This window comes from Candidatus Izimaplasma bacterium HR1 (assembly GCA_000755705.1).
In the GTDB taxonomy this organism is placed as follows: Bacteria; Bacillota_I; Bacilli_A; order Izemoplasmatales; family Izemoplasmataceae; genus Xianfuyuplasma.
This window is the reverse complement of the sequence record CP009415.1, coordinates 743905-764870: the sequence shown is the minus strand read 5'-3', so window position 1 is coordinate 764870 and position 20966 is coordinate 743905. Positions and strand designations below refer to the sequence as shown.

Here is a 20966-nt window from a genome sequence, read left to right as displayed (position 1 = left end):
AAAGCACAAATTAATGTGCTTTTAGAAATCATATTTACTTAAAATTTCCGCTGGTGTTTTTCGTAGCAAGTTAGAAACCGGAATTAATCCAGCAATTACATTAACTACATAAATTATTACAATACCAGCAATAATGCTTAGTGGTGAGATATAAATAAATCCTTCAAAGATATCTTCTGTGAACAATTGGATTCTATAAAGTAAGAATGTTGTAGCAAAATATCCAATCATACTTGTTATCGTTGTTATAAAGATAACTTCAGTTGTAAACATCTTTCTAATGTCACCTTTTGATACCCCTAAGGCTCTATAAACACTTACTTCATAAATACGTGATAGCAAGCTAGAACGTAAGATGAAGAAGTAACTTACTGCTGAAGCAGCAAGTACTACTATTGTAAATGTTATAGTAGGAATACTATTAGCTAATCTATTTGATCTATATTCTTCTAATTGAATATCATAAGAACTCTCAGAAATAACATTATCAGTTTTTAAATGTGCGATAGTTGCTTCTAAATCATTAGAGTGGAAGTTTATCTTAGAGTAATTTCTTAGATAGACACTATTGAAGTATGCTTTTTCAATAGTTTCCATTCTAACCAATACATTAGGCACGTCTTCTTCGGTAGTAAATGATGCTGTACTATTGAAGATTCCATATCCTGTATCAATCTCATTACTAGCAATTGGGTTTAATAGTAAATCATTATCCCTAATTATTAGTCCTGTATCTGTAGTAGGTAGTGAACCATCTAATAAAGTAATATCATCTTCATATACTTCATATAGTCCAACGTTGAATGTTGACATATAGACTAGTTCTTTACTAGCGTAAATAACTTTAGCTTTATCATCAACAATTCCAACAAGTTTTACAGGAATTGTGAAATCAGAATCATATTGTGATTGTACTCGAACGAACATTTCTAGATTCATTAAATCTTCGTATGTAGTAACACCTAACATAGTATAAGTAGAATCAGTTAGTAGGTCATCTACCATATCCTTTTCCATAACGATTTCATGTAATCCAACTGCTGCTCTACCAGCTACTAGTTTTGATGTATCTAAGTACTCTGAATATACTGCGCTTCTAGTAAGTCGTCTTGTATTCTCATAGCTTTGATAGACTGGAGGTAAACTAATTGTTACTGAAACCTCGTTAGCTAGTTGGAAATAATTTACTGATTCATGATCAGCTAGTGTAATAATATCATCATATTCATTGGATCCTTTATCGAAAACGATAATCTCTTCAGGTCCTTGTAAGAAGTTAGAAGGATCCATATTCAAGATACCACTTAACATTCCGACAGCTACAGCGATTAAAACCGCTCCACCAGCAAATCCAACATAGAATAACTTACCAATCTTAGATGAGTCTTTGATACGGTTCCAAGCGAACTTTATACTGTCTTTGATAGTGATAACACTATGTCTTGATACTTCATCGTGAGCTTTCTCATTAATGATTGATTGTAAATTGAAATCAGAATCATCAAATGAAGATTTATCTAATTTTTCATAATTACCATCGTAAATATTAATCTCACTATCTGATTCGATTAACTGCATTTTCTTATATTCTTTTGATTTTACATCAAGATAGATTGTTTTGTTTTTAACAATTAACTTAATATCTAACTGATCTTTAATATCTTCATCTGAATAGATGTCGATATTGTTAAGATTACTAGTATTAATCGTTTCTACTTTGCGCATATCTCCAAGATATATATCAGTCTCATGTTTAACGTCTAAACTACCGTTAGATGAGTTTTCAATGTCACTGACAACTTTCCCATCTTGAAGTTTAATAATACGGTCTGCGTAGAAATTAGCGATGTTTTCTTCATGGGTAACTAGTACTACTAATTTATTTTGTGATATTTTCTTAATTATGTTCATTATTTCTTGAGTGTTTTTACTATCTAAGTTCCCTGTAGGTTCATCGGCGATGATTACTTTAGGGTTTTTAGCTAGCGCTCTTGCGATAGCTACACGTTGTTGTTGTCCACCTGATAATTGCGCAGCACGACGTTTACGGTAGTTAATCATACCCATTGAGTCTAAAATATAATCGACTCTTTTATCAATTTCTTCTTTATCATAAATATTAATCATATTTAATGTTAACGAGATATTATCATAAACAGTTAAATTAGTTAATAAGTTATAATTTTGGAAGATATACCCAACATGTTTATTACGGATTTTATCCCATGTTGTAGCGTTATAGTGTTTAATCTCTTGCTCATCAAATTGAATTGAACCACCTTGGACTTTATCAAGTCCACCAAGTACATTCAACAATGTTGTTTTACCACTACCTGAAGGTCCTAGTAATACAACTAATCCTTTATCTGGTAATGTTAAGTTTATATCATTTATTACATGAATTTCATTTGATTTCTTTCGGTTAAAGTACTTATGTAAATTATTTAGTTTTATCATGATGTCACCTACTCTTGCTTTAAGCTAGTAATTACAGAATTACTAAAGATTTTTTTGTTGAATCTTCTTCCTAATAGTAACGATAGTACTGTTAGTAATAGGAATATAAATACATAACTTCCAACCGAGAAGAAGTTTAGGTATTGTGGGATTGGACTAACAAACATTTCATTTATTGTTAGTAAAACCATTGTAATAATATATGACATAGCCATTGTAAAGAATAGCTCTAATAATGTTACTTTGTTTAAGTCTTTCTTACTTGCTCCAATAGATCTGAAGATTAAGTAATCTTTTTTCTTTGCATTTTGGACATTTCTAAGCACTACATAACTAATGAAGTAAATAATAACCATGAGGATTAACACTTGAAAACCAAAACCTATATTTGAAACTAACTGAATCATTTCTGAAAACTGATCAGTACTATTTGAAGGATACATTGCGTTGTAATCTGTATTGAAGAAGTGATCCAATACTTGATTTCCTTCAAACAAACCATCAACAAACAACGTTATTTGGTATGGTGATTGATCAAACATTAATTCGTAAGTTGCCTGATTCATTTCTACTGAACCATATGTCTTACCATCAGTTAGATCATGAGCACCAATAATTTCAACTTCAATATCATTATCATAGAATGCTGATTTACTTGTAACTGTAAATGTTTCTCCTACATAACAACTAAAGTCTGGTTCTTCTTCTGAGTCGTCATACGCTCTCATACAGAAATTTTGTAATTGTTCTTCTGATAACTTAAGTTCGCCATCAGCTAAATTATTATTGATAACGAAGTCGATACCACTTAGAGACATCATAATTGGTGTTTCATCCTCTAATGTACCCGATAATGTATAGCTAATAAATCTTGATTCACCCCAAACACCAAAGTAACCATAATTAATGATTTCATCATCTGTAAGGAAATCCTCATGGAAATACACTCGTGTATTCCAATCAGAAGGGAATATATTATTAACAATTCCAACTACTGTAAACTCAGTAGTATTGGTTGGGAATGATTGAGTATCATTATCTGCCCATTCAATAAAACTGAATCCCATTTCAACTGTTTCACCAATTACGTATTCATCATCTGCTTCAACGATTACTTCGTATTTACTTTCAGGCATTCTACCTTCTTTTAAATCGCCAGCATCCAGCATTCCTGCGGGATTGATGAAATTATACATTTCGTATTTATAGTCATTTCTTGTATCTTCATGATATGACATAATACGTGAATCCATCAAAACATCGTGGTCTAAAACATAATTAACATCAGCTATACCTCTGATGTCTGTTAACTCATCAGCTGTAAATGCTGTTTTATCATATTTTGTAAGAATAATTCTTCTTTCGGTAACATTATTAAAATAACTATAACCCATATAATTTATATTGGAGTTGGCGTTCTTTTGATAACTACCATAACTAAACGTAAAGATTAAAGCGATAAATATCCCAATAACCATTGTAAAAATTGTTCTTCTAGGAGTTCTAAATAGATTTCTTAGAGAAATTCCCATTAAATTTTTTAAAGACATGTTGTAGTTAGCTAGTTTGACACTTTCTACAACATTATGTTTTTTATGCAATTGTTTATCTTCGACGATTTCGCCATCAAATAAACGAATCTTTCTTGTAGCATACTCTGCTACTTCATCATAGTTATGTGTAACGACAATAACTAATTTGTCTTTCGAAATCTCTTCTAGTAACTTCATGATTGTTTCACTTGATTCACTATCTAAGTTACCAGTAGGTTCATCACAAACAATGATTGGACAATCTTTAGCAAGGGCACGAGCAATTACAGCTCGTTGCTTTTGTCCCCCAGAAAGTTTTGAAGCTTTATGGTTTATATGTGTCGAAAGACCCACTTTTTCAATAAGTTCTAAAGCTCGGTCTTTAATTTCCTCTTTTGGATACCCTTGAATGGTTAAAGCAACCATTACATTTTCCAAAACACTATAAGAATCAATTATATTATAGTTTTGGAATACAAAACCAATATATTGTCTTCTATAACTTTCCCATTCTTCACTTGAGAAATATGATGTTTCCTCACCGTTAACATACATTTCTCCATCTTCATAAGTATCTAAACCACTTAAAACGTTTAGTAAAGTTGATTTACCACTACCACTTTCACCGGTAACAGCTACAAATTCACCAAGTTTAAATTCTAAGTTTACTTTGCGTAAACCAAGAGCTACAACTTCGTTACTGTGATAATACTTAGAAATATTATTTAATTTAAGCATTTATATTCACCTCGTAGTACATTTCCCTTCAATATTTTTTTTACAATAACCGACAATATTATACTATATTTAATTTACGTTGACAAACAAAGTGTGTAACTTACGAAAACTATACTCTAGATTACATTATCTTTACTTTCTCTATAATTATTTGTTATATTTAAGAACATAATCTATAATAAAAACAAGAGGTGATGGGAAATGCTTAGAAAATCGAATGACTTTGTAAAGAATATTTATGTATCCGCCTTTATATTAGTATCTTTATACACTCAGGCAGCCTTTTTAACTTCTGATACTCGTTATTATACAGTATTCATAAGTAGTGCAGTTGCTACTGGGTTTTTTATATCTTTTGGTAAAAAGATATTACCAAGTATTTTCTTTACTTCAGTAATAGGAACACCCATTATTGAAATACTTGTTAACGGTACTGCTTTAAGTCATGCATTTTTATATGCTTTACCAATCACATTCATCAATACAGTTACACCTTTAATCTTCTATAATTTATTGAAATTCTTCAAAATTAGTATTCCCAAAACAACTAAGGAAGGATTACTCTTTATTCTTAGTTTATTGCTTACAGTATGGCTTGTTGCGTTACTACCTAGTTTGCAATACTATACTACCAACAACAATAGTTTCATTTATGAGTATTCACGGTTTGTTAAACCTATGTTTATAGGGATGTCGATATTTGCTACAAGTATTATTATGTCTAATTCTTATGATAGTTATTTAGGACGGGACAACATAACCAATTATTGGGATATTTTATTTGCTGTCACCTTTGCTATTATTGCGTACATGATTTTCTCAGGAATGATTGAAGGTTTTAATTTCACTAGATTCGGACCGATTTTCATTATATTATTCATAATTAACGCCTTCGTTTTTAACTATCGAATGTTAATATTCATTTCCTGGTTATATATTTGTATTTATAATGTTGTTTACTTTAAAATATTAGACTTACCTTATAATTCTGTAAGTATTGAATCAATAAACTTGTATTTATTGATTCTCATTATAATCACAATCTTCACAAAAGTTCTAATTTCTGAAATCACTTCAAAAAATCAAGAACTTCAGGAAACTAAAGATCGATATGAGGATATGCTTAGTTCAACGTTTGAGCTCTTTAAAGTTAGGGAAACATTAGCCTATGATGATATCAAATACATTGAGACTAACATAAAAGATATCTTTAGCATCGCTATGAGAATATTTAACGACATAGAGTATGGTAAATGTGTAGTAAGAGGACCAAAGAACATAAAAGTATTAGCAACAAAGGGATATGATCTAGATTTATTCAAATCAATGCAAATAAATAAGCAAAATTTCAACTGGAATAACTTCTCACCTACTTTGAATAAAGATGTTAATAAAAAGTTCAAAATCGCTTTAGGGGAAAGATATGAGCTATATAAGAATGAACTACCTGATGTTAAGGAATCGGTTAGCATTCTTATAAAACTAAATGAAGAAGAAATGGGTGCAATCAGTTTTGATATATTAAGTTCAAATAAAAACAACTTTACTAAAGGTGATATATACAACATTGGAGCTTTCCAAAGTATGATTAATTCATTTTATGAAATGAATGAACTATCCATCAAGAACAATAGTCTTCGTGATGATATCGTATTAAGTCTAATTAGAACATTAGAGTTATACGATCAATATACAGGTGGACATAGTGAGGATGTAGCATTCATTGCCAACCAGTTAAGCAAGAAGATGAATCTCTCAAGTAATGAGCAATATGATATCTACTGGGCAGGTATTGTCCACGATATTGGTAAGATAGGTATTAGTAGTGATATAATCAATAAAACTTCAAAGCTTACTTTAGCAGAATATAAGAAAGTACAAGACCATCCAATCTTTGGATATGATATCCTAGCTAAATCAGAAGATTTAAAAGAAATCGCCAAATTAGTGAAGCATCATCATGAATGGTATAACGGTTCAGGTTATCCTTCTAAACTACAAGGTGATGAGATTCCAATTGGTTCACAAATATTACAAGTCGCAGATAGTGTATCATCAATGGCAACTAGAAGAAGTTATCAAAAAGAGAAAACTTTTGATGAAATCATTGATGAGTTAAATATGTATAAAGGAGTTCAATTTAATCCAGAAATCACAGATTATATGATTGAGTTGATCAATGAAGGTGTCATTAAAGATTACTTCAAAACTCATAAAAAATAAGAAAAAGGAAATTCAATGAATTTCCTTTTTTTACGCGTTTGACCTATCTAAACGTAATCTTTTTTACCGTTTAGAGGTATCTAAGGGGTAATATTACTTATTTCCCTTTATCATTAATTCAACCATTAAATTACTAAACTCTACTGGATTATCTAAAGGTAATCCTTCGATTAATAATGCTTGGTTATATAAAATCTTCGCATATTTCTTAACACTATCTGGTTTAGTTTCATATAGTGTTTCTAGTGTATTGAATATTTCATGGTTAGGATTTATTTCTAATATCTTAGTAGCTTTAGCATCATTAGCATTAGGCATGTTCTTTAGGACTTTCTCCATTTCCATACTTAACCCTTCACCACTAACTAGACAAACAGGACTATCTTTTAGACGTTTAGAAAGTTTAACATCAGTTACTTTATCCGCTAATGCTTCTTTTAATGTATTTAGTAGTGATTCTTTTTCTTTTGATAGTTCATCAAGTTTTTCTTCAACTTCTTTATCTACTAAATCTAAATCTCCTTGATTGATTGATTTAAATTCAAAATCCTCATACTTCATAAGGATATTTACCATAAACTCATCGATATCATCAGTGAATAATAGCACTTCATAATCCTTTTCTTTTACTAAATCCATCTGTGGTAAAGCTAAAATGCTATCTTTCGTCTTACCTGAGGCGTAATAGATTACTTTTTGTTCTTCTGGCATTGCGTTTACATAGTCTTTAAGAGTAACAAATTCATCATTTTTCGTTGTTTTAAACATGATTAGATCTTGAAGTTTTTCTTTATTTACTCCAAACCCTTCGTAAATCCCATATTTTAAATTGATACCATATGTATTATAAAATTCAATATATGTTTCTCTATCATTTTTAAGCATTTTCTCTAACTCAGCTCTAATTTTCTTTTCAACGTTAGTAGCTATTTTCTTTAACTGACGATCTTGTTGAAGCATTTCACGTGAAATATTTAAGCTTAAATCGCTAGTATCGACTAATCCTCTAACGAATCTAAAGTAATCGGGTAGTAAATCTTTGTTTTTATCCATGATAAAGACACCTTTAGAGAATAGTTGTAGTCCTTTTTCGAACTTTTCACTATATAAATCAAATGGTGCTTTTCTTGGTATGAACAATAAACTTGTATATGTAGTTAATCCTTCTACTTTAGTATGAATGACTTTAAATGGCTCTTCAAAGTCATTAAACTGATGTTTATAGAAATCAGTATATTCAACATCAGTGATATCTGATTTATTTCTTTTCCATAAAGGAATCATTGAATTCAATGTTTCTGTTTCTGAATAAGTAATTGGATTTTGATCTTTATCATCTGGATAATCTGTCTTAGTTACGTCCATTTTAATAGGATATCTCACATAATCACTATATTTTTTTACCAAACTCTTAATTTTGTGTTCAGTTAAAAACTCATCATAGTTCTCTTCTGTTTCTTCATCGTTATCTCTTAACGTTAAAATAACAGTTGTTCCATACTCCTCTTTACTTGTTTCACTTATAGTATAAGAGCCAGTTCCACTACTACTCCATTTGAATGCTTGCTCATAATTTACTGATTTCGTAATAACTGTAACGTTTTGCGATACCATAAATGCACTATAGAAACCAACACCAAACTGCCCAATAATATCAATATCGTCATTCTCTACACCCTCTTTAAATTCTTTACTACCACTTCTAGCAATGGTTCCTAGGTTATTAACTAACTCTTCTTCAGTTAAACCGACACCATTATCAGTAATAGTTATAGTTCTTTTTTCATTGTCTAATTGAATAAACACTTCATACTCATCTGCCTTAGAAGCATCTGTTAAAGCTAAATAATGTCTTTTATCTAATGCATCACTTGCATTACTGATTAATTCTCTTAAGAATATTTCTTTATGTGTGTAAATTGAATTAATCATTAATTCCAATAGTTTCTTAGATTCAGTTTTAAATTGTTTTGTTTTTGCCATTTATTTTGTCCTCCTACAAACAATTATTTCATTGTCTAAAAACAATTATACAACTACCAGTTAGCACTGTCAAGAATAGAGTGCTAAAATTAAAGGAATTATTGCAACATTTATTGACCTATTGATTATTCTGGTGGGTAAACGATAAAAAGTAATTGAGTAATGATTATCTTGGAACGTTTCTATTCAGAAGGTTAAAAACTGCCAAAAATGAATAAAACCGGCAAAATAATCATACATTTATATAATGAACTTTTAGAATAATTGATTGATTCAATATATGTTTTAATGGCTCAAAATCAAATATGCTAAGAATTCAAATAATTAGCGTTTGATAGCTCTAAAAGACAAAAATTATATAATATTTGCACTTTAGACCGCTCAAAACATATAAATCATTAAATTACCGATAATAAATACGCCATATTAATCTCGATATCTCTAGTAATTTTTAGCGTTTTCAAGACCTGTCAAATATACTTATTCGTAGAAGCATAAGATTTCGTGTATCTTTCCAATGTAGAAATGATAATAGTTAATGATTTTTTAATGGAAATATGATTTCCGGAGGATTGACTGTATTAATTGAAAAGTTGTATAAAACAACAGATTATATAACATAAAATATCCAAGAAACTAATTTTCAACGATTCAAATATATAGTATTCTTAAAATTCAAGAATTTTTTCCCGCATAAACAATAGCCAAAATGAATCACAATTTACTGTATAATTGTGATGACATTCCTTTATAGATTTTGCACAAAACTGATAGAAAACATGAAAAATCTGTATTTCTTATTACTTATCACACTCTATTTGCTATTATTCAAGTTGAATTAATAATCACTTTATAAAGAATTATGTATGGTGATTTTCGAATTTCTTCCACTTTTTCTTGATCGAGTTCTCAGTTTTTGATGATAAATATAATTCAAGGCAAAACGTATGATTTGTGACAACATAATCGTTTCCAATTTCAATTCTAAAATACTATTTGGCAATTTTTGGCATTTCATATATTTATTGACCTTCATAATATAATCATAAATATACCTTTCTCTAGAAGTATCAAATGTATGTTTTCTATTATTATTTCAGGCATTCTCAAAAAATATAATGCGTCAATTATAGCTTCTTTTATTGAATTTTAGGATTCTCTATTATTGAACAAACCATATTTATTTTGGACTACTAATAATTATCGTTTTAGAGAAGGATTTGTGAAAAATATAAATAGTCTAAAATATGTAATTTTATCTTTTGATAGGTCTAAAGAGTATTTTTTTACTAATATTTTAAGTTTTGATAGGTCTAAAGTGTTATTTTACATATTTCTCATTACTTCTATATATTTAATTTCAATCGATTTAAAATGCAGAATGATTCCTTAATTGTCATATTTATTTTTCAGAGTTCATTCAAATATGACTATATTTGGTTAAAGATCATTAGGTCTTTTTTAGCACTTTTTAAAAGATTAATTACTGTTTTCATTTCAAAAGTTGACCAATTGCTTATGTTTTCACTACTTACAACATATTTACACGATAAACTACTAAATATTAGACTTAACAGGAGAAAGATAATTCCCTTTTGAATGTCTCTTAAATTCTTGCATTATTTTGAATAATCACTTTTCTTTAGATAAAAATTCACCAATAAATAAACTATTATTTTGCAAAGATCAATAATGTATCTGGTAGATTTTGGATTCTATTATAATTATGTAGATCTCTACTCATTTCATAAACTATTAGGTTTATTTTGTAATTTTTTGCTTATTTCTTTCTTATAAAACGTTCTAATTATATAATGTAAGTATATAAAGGAGATGATAATTATGGGTAATTTCTTAGTAATTGCTGGTATCCTATTAATTATAGTTGCTATATATATAGGTTCTTATTATTTAAACGCAAATACAAAAGCACCAGAAGGTGCTAAAGAAGTAGGTTGTGATACTTGCAATAGCTTAAGTTGCTCCCTACGTAAAAAAGATGGACCGGACGATATAGATGATTGTGAAGTAGCTAGATTAGACTAAAAATAAAAGTACAGTTCATTTGAACTGTACTTTTTTAGATCTCATAATCAATATCTACATCGTAACTAATATCTTCTAGGTAAAGTTCAAGTATCTTATCTACTTGAAGCTTTAAATCAACCATACTCTCTGGTTCTAAAACAATTACATTACCGTCTTCTAGAGCAAATTCATATTGTTTTCTATTTAAATTCTCGTACGCTAGGAACTCTGTCGGTACTGTAACACCACAGTCTTCTAGTGTGTAACGTTTTAACCTACTTCTTCTAATCAGTATAGGTACAGTGTTAAAAACCTTTGAGAGTTCTAAATAACCGATGTAATCTATAATACAAACACTAAATCCATCTTCTAATTTACTTATCATTTTACCAAAGTGGTATCCATAAATGTTTTTGAGGCAAATTATTTCTCCTAATTTCTCTTGGAGTAGCATTTTACCTAGGGGTAAGTATTCAAAAGTATCAAATTTAGATTTCTTCTTCTTTGATTTCTTAGTTGTTACGCTCTTATATGGGTGAAACTTGTATGCATCTATTAGATATTGGTAAATTTCGTACTTACCATTACATACGTCACCCATTACACAAAATAGTAGTCTCATATGTTTCTCCTTGTTTATCTCTTAACTAAATTCTACATTAAAACACAAAAAAGATAAAGAAAAAAACAGTTAACATAATGTTAACTGTTTTATTTAGTCTCGTGTAAACTCGTTCCGCAGTAATCACATTGCGCAGGTAAGGTCTCAACAAAGTTGTTGGCACTACATGCTGAACATCTGATCGTTTTTGGTTGAAACGGTTTATATTCATCTTCGACAGGTCTTTGTCGGGTTTGTCTCTCATCACGGTGAGGAGTTGAAGGACGGTTATATGCATCTCTATGTGTAGTACTTGGTTTAGGACGAGGAAATTCGATTCTACCATTGTTTAAGTTTAATCTTGCTCTTCCTAACATACCTTTACTGATCATCCCATTAACATCTCTGATAACGACATCTTGAGAAACATTCATACGACGGGCTAATTCAGCTACGTCATGTACTTGGTTGTTAACGATGTAGTTAATATATGCTTTGTTCTTGTAACCATCGTTCTTTATAACTTTTGATTTCTTTAATAGCCATATTCCAGGCAATGCAAACACTATAGCCATTATGATACCACCAGTCATAACACTACTATCACCACTGGTGAATGTTGTTAACCCCGATACTGCGATAATTAATAGTATAATACCTACAAATTTAACAAGTCCTGATCCACCACCAAAAGATGCAGATCTATCGTTAGATAGTTTACCAATAAGTAAGAATAAACCTACTGGCCAAAACACAATTAGTGCTATAACGACTATCGTCCAGCTATATGTTTGTTTTTGATTATTCATGTTGTTCCTCCTATTTGTTGTCGATTAATGTGCGATTTCTTTTTTCAATTAGGAATAATACGCCGTTAGAGTCTTTCATTACAGCTTTGATTTTTCCAAAATGTTTATTTTTAGCGTGACGTAAGCCTGTTTTTAAACCACTAACGATTTGACGTTCTAATGGATATACACTTTTATGTGATACAGGATCACTGTATTCTAAGGCTTCATCAACTTCTTTTAATACTTTGATTGCTTCAGAAGCATCTTTTTTGTATTGATCAAGAATAAACATTGTTTCTTTTGCTAGTTCTTGCATTTTACTTAAACCATGTTCCCCTTTTGATTGGTTCTTAATAGAATCATTTAATCCTCTATACATTAGTTTCAAGAATAAAATACCTAATACTGCTAATCCAACGACGATCCAGTATAAACCTAAGAACGTAGTCCAATCTAAACTAGCATTAGCATATAAAGCACTCATTACAAGTGAGTGTATATATATGAATGCAACAATTACCGATAAATAAATGTAGAAGATTCCACTTTTTTTACCTTTAGTAAGTTGATATTGCCAAAAGTATAAAACACATCCTAGTCCTGCAATTAACGGATACATGATAACTGCTTCACCGTTAATAAAACTATTAAATAGTAAAATTGTAAGTAGTCCTACTGCTGCAAAAATAACTAATGGTACTAATAATTTTTTAATAAATCCCATAATACCCTCCTATTGTTTTTGTCCACAGTTTGGACAGAATTTTGCACCGGGAGCCAGTTTGTGGTTACAACTAGAACAAACTAATTCCATTTTCCCACCACAAGTGCTACAGAATTTAGCATTTGCAGGATTGTTGGCTTGACATTTTGGACATTTTTTCATCCCTGAAGGTGCATCACCTTCAGCTTTTTTTAAGTTTTTACCACATGTATGACAGAACTTAGAACTAGCTGAGTTCTTAGCATTACATTTAGGACATATAACTTGAGGTTCCTCATTTTGTGTATTACCTTGTAAGTTTGAAGTCATTTTACCCATTTGAGAGCCTACAGCGGCACCCATTGTTGCACCCATACCCATTTGCATACCTGCATTCATTAAGGTAGCTCCGCCACCTTCATTTGATGCAGCTTTGTCCATAGTATCGTATGAACGTTGTTCTTGGTAAGAATAACCCATAATATCCATTTCAGCTTTTTTAGCTAAAGCTGCTTTTAATTTCATAACAGCGGGATCATCTTCTGGTACATTGATTGAGTTAACCATGAAGTCATGTACTTCAACACCATATTTTTGGAATGTTTCGTTGATTTTTTCTCCTACTTCTTCACTAATATCATCGATATATGCATTAACATCTAATATAGAGATTCTTTTTAATACTAAGTACTCACTGATCATATCTTTAATTTTAGTCATAACAATACCACGGAAATACTTAACTAGTGTTGGTTTATCAAATGTTTTTGCTGTCCCAACTAATTTAACTAAGAATTTTCGAGAATCTTTAATTTGGATACCAAATTGTCCGAATGAACGAACTGGTATAAATACACCGTATTTAGGGTCTTGCAATTGGATTGGATCCATTGTTCCCCATTTAACATCTAAATCAACTAGTTTGTTAATATACCAAACTTCAGCTTTGAATGGAGTTTGTCCACCAAATGGTATTTTAGCTAATTTACCTAATAACGGTATGTTTTGTGTTTTAAGAGTATGTCTTCCTGGACCAAACAAATCTAATGCTTTACCACTCTTATAAAGTAAAGCTTCTTGTGATTGGTTTACAATCACTTGTGTCCAAGTACCTAATTCATCACTCGGATATTTCCAAGCTAGGACTTCAGGTTGTCCTTCGTATTTAATTATCTTGATTGCCATATCTTACCACCTTTATATCTTTATTTTAAATAAAACCCCTTTAGTAGTCTTTGCTACTTGATAACAACTAGGTTTTCCCTCATTAAATAAATTATATCATATTAGTATTTATAAATAAATACAAATTAAGTAATGAAGATTTTTGAATTAGTTTATTTCATAAAATCTTCACTACTAAATCTATGGTATAATGTACAATAGATAGGAGTGAAATTATGACAATTAATGTAGTCGAATTCTTTCAATCATTACAAAGTGGCTTTTTTGATTTTTTCTTCAATATGATATCGTTCTTAGGTGAACAATATGTTTATATTCTGATTCTTGGTATAGTTTACTATGCTTATAATAAGAAGCTTGGTGAATACTTAGCTTTTACTTTATTCTTTACTGGGTTATTTAATAATACTTTAAAGTTATTAGTAAATGCCCAGAGACCTTTTCAGAAGTATCCAGACAGAGTTAATAACTTAAGACCGGAAACTTCGACAGGACATAGTTTCCCGAGTGGGCATGTTCAAAACTTTACTGCATTTCTATTTGCTGAAGGGTTTTATGTGAAGAAAGTTAGATTCTTTGTTGTTGCTAGTGTTTTAGCAGCGTTAATGGCTATCTCAAGAATGTACTTAGGAGTACACTTCTTAGAAGATGTACTAGTAAGTATTATCTTAGGTATATTAACTGCTTATGCATTCTCTAAATTCTTCTTTAAATTAGATGATAAGAAACTTCATATCCTTTATATCATTACAATAACCATCTTTACACCATTTGTATTCTTACTTGGTGAAGAAGACTTATTTAAAGCATATGGTTTAATGATTGGTTTATTAGGAGCTATGATGTTTGAAAAGAAATATGTTAAGTTTACTATGGATGTTTCACTTATTAAAAAAGTAATAAGAGTTGTTTCAGGTTTAGTTGTGATGTTATCAATTCAATTAGGTCTAGGAGTTCTCTTTGATATGCTAGCGAGTGAAGGTTCAATGTTGTTATTTGCTCTCGATGCTATCAGATATGGTTTAGTCGCATTTATTGGTTTAGGAGTTTATCCTATTCTATTTAAGAAATTTAACTTCTAGGAGGAACATATATGTTTTCAGTATTTCAAAGATCAGGTGATTGGCGACAGTTCTATAAGAATGCCCCTGTTACCTCAGTAATAATAATATTAAACACCTTATTCTTAATTGTCACTTTGGTAACTGGTGGATTTAGTCCTAACGATTTGATTGAAATCGGGGCAATATATAAACCAGTAATGACTGAAGTAAGTGATTACTGGAGAATTATAACTGCTGCATTCTTACATGGAGGGATTATTCACTTCTTAGGTAATATGATTATCGGAGTATTAACTCTTTCAAGTGCACTTGAAAGATTAATCGGAAGTAAGAAGTTTAGTATTATCTATTTTGGTAGTTTAATAATTTCTGGTTTAGTTGTTGTTTTCTTTAGTGAGGTAAACGCTGTAACTATAGGAGCAAGCGGAGCGATCTTCGGAGTATTAGGTAGTTTACTATATATCACTTTCTATCGAAGAGATATGTTATCACCACGAGATACACAATCGATTAGATCTTTAATCTTAATAAATATTGTTTTTACTTTCTTATCAGCAGGAATTAGTATATGGGGACATGTTGGTGGAATCCTAGCTGGGTTCTTATTATCATTCTTAGTTATTAGAAGAAACATATTTAAAGTACTACATTAAAAAAAGGAGCCTAGGCTCCTTTTTATTATTTAAAATGGTAATTCTTTGTTTAGTTTACACTTCCTTTAAAAGAAGTTTAGCATTATCAATGAATATCTTATTTGCATATTCTGTACCATACTTTTTAAGACAATAAGTATAAGCTTTTCTCATTTGTTGATAGCTCTTTGGATTCCCATGTGAATCACTTGCAACAAAATCAACAAGTTTATTTTTTAATAGGTATTTAACTTTTCGATTAATATCCTTATTTCTTGGAGAAATAATACTTGATGCATTAACTTGAATCAATGCACCTTGTTTTTTAAAACTATCAAAAATGCTTAAGGTCTTGAGATATTTATATCTTTCAATATGAGCAATAATAGTCTTGTACCCAAGCCTATTAGTCTCGTAGATGAACTCCTCAATATCGGCTTTTCTTGCACCAAAATCTACTAAAACATAATGAGAATTATTCAATGTTGTACAGTTTTGATTATCAAAACATACCTTTAAATCATCAATCTCATCAATTTCTCTACCTAAATAGATATTAATGGGCATTTTTAGATTAGTGATTATTTGCTTCAGTTGAGTAAACTTATTGCTCAATTCTTCATATGTTTTAATGTATCCTTTTGTAGGTCTATAATGAGGTGTCATAAAAATATCTGTTACACCACTGTTAACAGCTTCTTCTATCATCTTAATTGATTCATCTATATCCTTACAACCATCGTCTACATCCCACAACAAATGATTATGCATATCTATCATAGTATCTCTCCTTACCTAATACAAAATACTGTAAGATTATTACTCCCCATAGTAGTAATAATAATCTGCACCATAATTTGAATCTCTTTTACTCACTCTTGTTAATACTCCTCCAAGAATGTTAGCTCCATTTTTTTTCAAATCATTTATTGCCTTATTTGCCATATCTCTATTAGTTCTTCTAGATGCTAATACATAAACAGTCCCATCACTAAAGTTTGATATTATTGATGCGTCTGTTACTGCAGTCATTGGTGGACAATCAATTATAATAACGTCATACATATCTCTTAATTTCTCCATCATTTCATTTACTACTTTACTAGCTAACAATTCTGATGGAAATGGGGTTTTCTTTCCTGTTACTAATATATCTAAATTATCAGTACCCTTTTGAATACATTTCTTAATATCTCTTGAATCAACATAACCAGAGATTCCATCTTTATTAGGCAAATTAAAGAATCTGTGAATTTTAGGTATTCTTAAATCCATATCAACTAAGAGTACTTTCTTCCCAGTTTGAGCATAAACCATTGCTAGGTTAATACTTGTAACAGTCTTACCTTCACTTGGAAAAGTACTAGTCAAATTTATTACTTTTACTTTTTTATCAATACTAGAAAAATCTATCGCTGTTCTGACTTTTTTATATTGTTCAGTTACAACCGAATGTGGTTCTTCTTTTGTAATTATTTTATAACTCATATTAACCAGCCTCTCCCGTATCATATTCAGGAATAGTTCCCAAAACACGTAGATTCAAATGATTTTCAATATCTTTATCATTTTTAATGTTTTTATCCAAAAACTCAATCAACAATACAAATACAACACCAACCATTATCCCTATCACCATACCAGTAAAAACATATAGAAATCTATTTGGTCCAGAAGGGTTTAATGGTACATCTGCTTGATCAAACACTTCAATATCTTCTAAACCACTAAATATAGTACTTTGTTCTTGTACAATATCGGTAACAGTATTTGCGACATTTGTAATCATATACTTGTCAGTTCCTTCTACTGTTAGTTTAACAATTAGAGTATCGTGTACTGAGGTTACATTTATCATACTTTCTAACTCAGATACAGAGAAATCATAAGAAGGTAATCTTACAATCACCTCTTCTAATACTTTATGAGATTTTGAAATTTCTGTATAGGTGTCTACTAATCTTTGCCCAGTCATTAGATTTGTATATTCACTATCCAACGTGCTTTCAACTTGCACTATCATACTTGTTTCGGTACTATAAACATCATCCAGTATTACATATGAGTAAATACCCGCTAACACAGTACAAAATACTGTAATTAGAGATATAAAAATCCATTTACGAGATATAATTTTAAGTAATAGCATTATATCAATTTCAAGTTCATTATCTTTTACTTCATTCATAATTTGCTCCATTTCTAAAGTACACTTTCGTACATCAATTATCTTTCCTAAGTATAACATACTTACAACAATTATTTTAGAACTAAAAGTGTAGAAACATTAAGTGATATCAATGTCTCAAATCCGTGATTAATTATTTGATACTAAAAAAGGAGCATAGCTCCTTTTATATTTTAAAATGGTAATTTTTTGTTTAGTTTAAGCGCTTCATTAACCGTTTTAATATCGTTCATCACTGCTTCATTAAGGGGTACACCTTTATCTTTTCTTTCTTGCCAGGCAAGGTATTCTTTTTCTCCTGCAGTATATATTTTTTCTTCACCTGGAGCTAATTCACTATTACGAAGGTCTCTTAAAATATTACCAGCTATCTTCTTAAAACTATCTAACCCCATAAATGCTTCTGTGTCTATTGCTATAAAGAAGTGCCCTAAATGATAAGGTTTTAAATTACCTGATTCATCTTTACCTGATAAAGCTTTTAAAAAGTTACCTGCTTGTAAAGCAGCTGATAGTATTTCAACTACTGTAGCATAACCATAACCTTTATAACCTGCTAGTTCTTCACCAATACCACCAAGTGGAGCTAAAGCTGCTTGTTGAGTAGTTAAATCTTTTAAGATTTGATTACTATCAGTTTTTGGTAACCCATCTCTACCTACTACCATACCTTCTGGAGTATCTTTTCCGATTTTACTGTAATACTCAATTTTACCCCTTTGGGTAATTGAAGTGGCACAGTCTAAAACAAAGGGAAATTCTTCATCTGTTGGTAAGGCAAATGTTAGGGGATTTGTCCCTAACATATTCTCAACACCAAATGTTGGAGCAATGCTTGGTCTAGCATTTGTACCTGTTATACCTATCATTCCTGCGTCACTGGCCATTGTCGCCCAGTAACCAGCAATTCCGTAGTGAGTTGAGTTTCTAACTGCAACCATACCCATACCGAATTTCTTAGCTTTTTCAATCGCCATATCCATAGCTCTTTTACTAGCTACCATACCCATACCATCATTAGCATCAAGTACTGCTGTAGTTGGTGTTTCTCTTAATATATCTATTTTAGTTACAGGTAATTGAATTCCTGCATTAATACGATCTATATAAATAGGTTTAAACCTATTACATCCATGAGATTCAATTCCTCTTCTATCACTTTCCATTAATACATCAGCACATACTTTAGCATCTTCTAAAGGTACACCAATTTCTACAAATGCACTTACCATAAAATCTTCTATAAATTCCCATGATACCCAAGTTCTTTTATCCATAATTTATGCCTTCTTTCTTTATGTGTTATACACCTCTATAACCATTATATCACTTATATTATTTGAAAGATATATCGTTTTATTATAAACTTATCATAAGAAAGTTAAGGTGGAGTTATGAAAAATTTTATTGGTGAATTTAAAAAATTCATAAACAGGGGAAGTGTAATAGATCTTGCTGTTGGGTTTATTATTGGGGCAGCATTTAAGGATATCGTTAATAGTTTGGTTAAAGATATCTTAACACCAGTAATTAGTTTAGTTGTTGGTGATGAAGGCTTCAGTAATTATAAGTATGTAATTACTGAATCTAATGAAGCTTTAGGAATTATGGAGAACGCTATTTATTATGGTAATTTCATTCAAGCAGTTTTTGATTTCTTTATTATCGCTTTTGTAGTTTTCTTAATCGTTAAGCTTATCAACAAGGTAAATGATACAATGGAAAAAGCTAAAGAAGACGCAGTTGGAGAAGTTATTGAAGCTGTTGAGGATGTTAAACCCAAAATGGAAGTGATATTATTAGATATTAAAGAATTATTGAAACCAGGAAGAAAAAAAGAAGAGTAATTTTCTCTTCTTTTTTTTGTTTCTATAATATATCATTTTACATACTAAATATGATACAATTCTATTAGGTGATAATTATGATTATTAAAATGAAACCAGTATTAGTTCAAAAAGAAGTATGGGGAGGACATAAAATCAAGGATAACTTTGGTTATATCGATGCTCCTGATAGATGTGGTGAGGCATGGGGTATTAGTGCTCACAAGACATTCAGTAGTGTAATTGCAAACACTTCTTTTAAAGGAATGACTTTAAGAGAACTATTCAATAACAATAAAGAATTATTTGGTAACTATGAAGGGGAAGAGTTCCCCATCTTAGTTAAGATAATCGATGCTAGAGATAACTTAAGTATTCAAGTTCATCCTAATGATGATTACGCTAAGCAATTTAAAAGTTTAGGTAAAGAAGAATGTTGGTATGTTTTAGATACTAATGAATATACAGAAATCATTATTGGACATAAAGCTAAGACTAAAGAGGAATTACACAAAGCGATAGATCAAGATAGGATAGAAGACTTAGTTAATGCTTTCCCAATTAAAAAAGGTGATTTCTTTTATATCAATGCAGGTACCCTGCATGCGATATGTAAAGGTACTACATTATTAGAAGTACAACAATCAAGTGATATTACATATCGAGTATATGATTATAATAGATTACAAGATGATGGTACTTTGAGAGAGATTCATAAAGGAAAAGCTAAGGATGTTATTACAGTTCCAGATAATAGAGTCAATAAAATACACCGAGATAGATACTTTACTTATGATATTATTCAAAACAACACCTTAACAAAAGAAGTATCACATAAACATGGTGATTATATCTTTATATTAGAAGGCGAAGGGCTATTTGATAAAGTACCCGTAAGAATAGGTGACTTCTTAATGGTATCTAGTAGTACAGAATATAAAATATATGGAACATTAAAATATCAAAAAACAACATTTTAAAAGGAGCTAATTATAGCTCCTTTTTTTATAATTTA

General features: G+C 30.3%; 17 protein-coding genes. 6 read left to right on the top strand and 11 right to left on the bottom strand.

The annotated features are described in order from the left end of the window. Window positions 1-21: 21 nt before the first annotated feature. Window positions 22-2457 (bottom strand): ABC transporter ATP-binding protein/permease, encoded by a 2436-nt coding sequence (locus tag KQ51_RS09395; RefSeq protein WP_052609148.1) that lies wholly within the window; start codon window positions 2455-2457, stop codon window positions 22-24. A gap of 8 nt (window positions 2458-2465) precedes the next feature. Then, on the bottom strand, window positions 2466-4727 hold the full coding sequence (locus KQ51_RS09390) for an ABC transporter ATP-binding protein (protein WP_052609146.1): 2262 nt from the start codon (window positions 4725-4727) through the stop codon (window positions 2466-2468). Between the two features lie 201 nt (window positions 4728-4928). Between KQ51_RS09390 and KQ51_RS09640 the strand changes: the two genes are divergently transcribed. Further along, window positions 4929-6950, top strand: a complete 2022-nt coding sequence (locus KQ51_RS09640) for an HD-GYP domain-containing protein (RefSeq protein WP_052609144.1) — start codon at window positions 4929-4931, stop codon at window positions 6948-6950. 93 nt (window positions 6951-7043) lie between these two features. Here the strand turns inward: KQ51_RS09640 and htpG are convergent, their stop codons facing one another. Continuing rightward, window positions 7044-8933 (bottom strand): molecular chaperone HtpG, encoded by a 1890-nt coding sequence (gene htpG / locus KQ51_RS03795; protein WP_038469103.1) that lies wholly within the window; start codon window positions 8931-8933, stop codon window positions 7044-7046. A 1842-nt stretch (window positions 8934-10775) separates the two neighbouring features. On the opposite strand from htpG, the gene KQ51_RS03790 reads away from it, so the two are divergent. Then, window positions 10776-10979, top strand: coding sequence for a hypothetical protein (locus KQ51_RS03790; protein ID WP_038469099.1), 204 nt, complete (start codon window positions 10776-10778; stop codon window positions 10977-10979). Between the two features lie 34 nt (window positions 10980-11013). Here KQ51_RS03790 and KQ51_RS03785 read toward each other — a convergent pair whose 3' ends face one another. The 4 genes from KQ51_RS03785 to KQ51_RS03770 all read right to left on the bottom strand — a co-directional run bounded on the left by KQ51_RS03785 (window position 11014) and on the right by KQ51_RS03770 (window position 14241). Beyond that, entirely contained in the window at window positions 11014-11583 is a 570-nt protein-coding gene (locus tag KQ51_RS03785; RefSeq protein ID WP_038469097.1) for a hypothetical protein, read from the bottom strand. A gap of 89 nt (window positions 11584-11672) precedes the next feature. Further along, on the bottom strand, window positions 11673-12371 hold the full coding sequence (locus KQ51_RS03780; protein ID WP_038469095.1) for a hypothetical protein: 699 nt from the start codon (window positions 12369-12371) through the stop codon (window positions 11673-11675). A 10-nt stretch (window positions 12372-12381) separates the two neighbouring features. Continuing rightward, on the bottom strand, window positions 12382-13077 hold the full coding sequence (locus tag KQ51_RS03775; protein ID WP_038469093.1) for a hypothetical protein: 696 nt from the start codon (window positions 13075-13077) through the stop codon (window positions 12382-12384). A 9-nt stretch (window positions 13078-13086) separates the two neighbouring features. Beyond that, entirely contained in the window at window positions 13087-14241 is a 1155-nt protein-coding gene (locus KQ51_RS03770; protein ID WP_038469090.1) for an SPFH domain-containing protein, read from the bottom strand. Between the two features lie 215 nt (window positions 14242-14456). Between KQ51_RS03770 and KQ51_RS03765 the strand changes: the two genes are divergently transcribed. Together KQ51_RS03765 and KQ51_RS03760 are read left to right on the top strand one after the other, a co-directional pair. Further along, entirely contained in the window at window positions 14457-15323 is an 867-nt protein-coding gene (locus tag KQ51_RS03765; RefSeq protein WP_038469087.1) for a phosphatase PAP2 family protein, read from the top strand. A gap of 11 nt (window positions 15324-15334) precedes the next feature. Next, window positions 15335-15958, top strand: coding sequence for a rhomboid family intramembrane serine protease (locus KQ51_RS03760; RefSeq protein ID WP_038469084.1), 624 nt, complete (start codon window positions 15335-15337; stop codon window positions 15956-15958). A 54-nt stretch (window positions 15959-16012) separates the two neighbouring features. Here KQ51_RS03760 and KQ51_RS03755 read toward each other — a convergent pair whose 3' ends face one another. The 4 genes from KQ51_RS03755 to KQ51_RS03740 form a co-directional block, all read right to left on the bottom strand. Beyond that, complete coding sequence (locus KQ51_RS03755; RefSeq protein ID WP_038469081.1) at window positions 16013-16717, bottom strand: tyrosine-protein phosphatase; 705 nt, start codon at window positions 16715-16717, stop codon at window positions 16013-16015. Window positions 16718-16756: 39 nt separating this feature from the next. Next, complete coding sequence (locus KQ51_RS03750) at window positions 16757-17425, bottom strand: CpsD/CapB family tyrosine-protein kinase (protein WP_052609142.1); 669 nt, start codon at window positions 17423-17425, stop codon at window positions 16757-16759. A 1-nt stretch (window position 17426) separates the two neighbouring features. Then, window positions 17427-18125, bottom strand: coding sequence for a YveK family protein (locus KQ51_RS03745; protein ID WP_038469076.1), 699 nt, complete (start codon window positions 18123-18125; stop codon window positions 17427-17429). A gap of 173 nt (window positions 18126-18298) precedes the next feature. After that, window positions 18299-19402, bottom strand: a complete 1104-nt coding sequence (locus KQ51_RS03740) for an Ldh family oxidoreductase (protein ID WP_198763745.1) — start codon at window positions 19400-19402, stop codon at window positions 18299-18301. A gap of 117 nt (window positions 19403-19519) precedes the next feature. Between KQ51_RS03740 and mscL the strand changes: the two genes are divergently transcribed. Together mscL and KQ51_RS03730 are read left to right on the top strand one after the other, a co-directional pair. Then, window positions 19520-19972, top strand: a complete 453-nt coding sequence (gene mscL / locus KQ51_RS03735; RefSeq protein WP_038469073.1) for a large conductance mechanosensitive channel protein MscL — start codon at window positions 19520-19522, stop codon at window positions 19970-19972. Window positions 19973-20049: 77 nt separating this feature from the next. Beyond that, a complete protein-coding gene (locus KQ51_RS03730) occupies window positions 20050-20931 on the top strand; it encodes a type I phosphomannose isomerase catalytic subunit (RefSeq protein ID WP_038469070.1) in 882 nt (293 codons plus the stop codon). The last annotated feature ends 35 nt before the right edge of the window (window positions 20932-20966 follow it).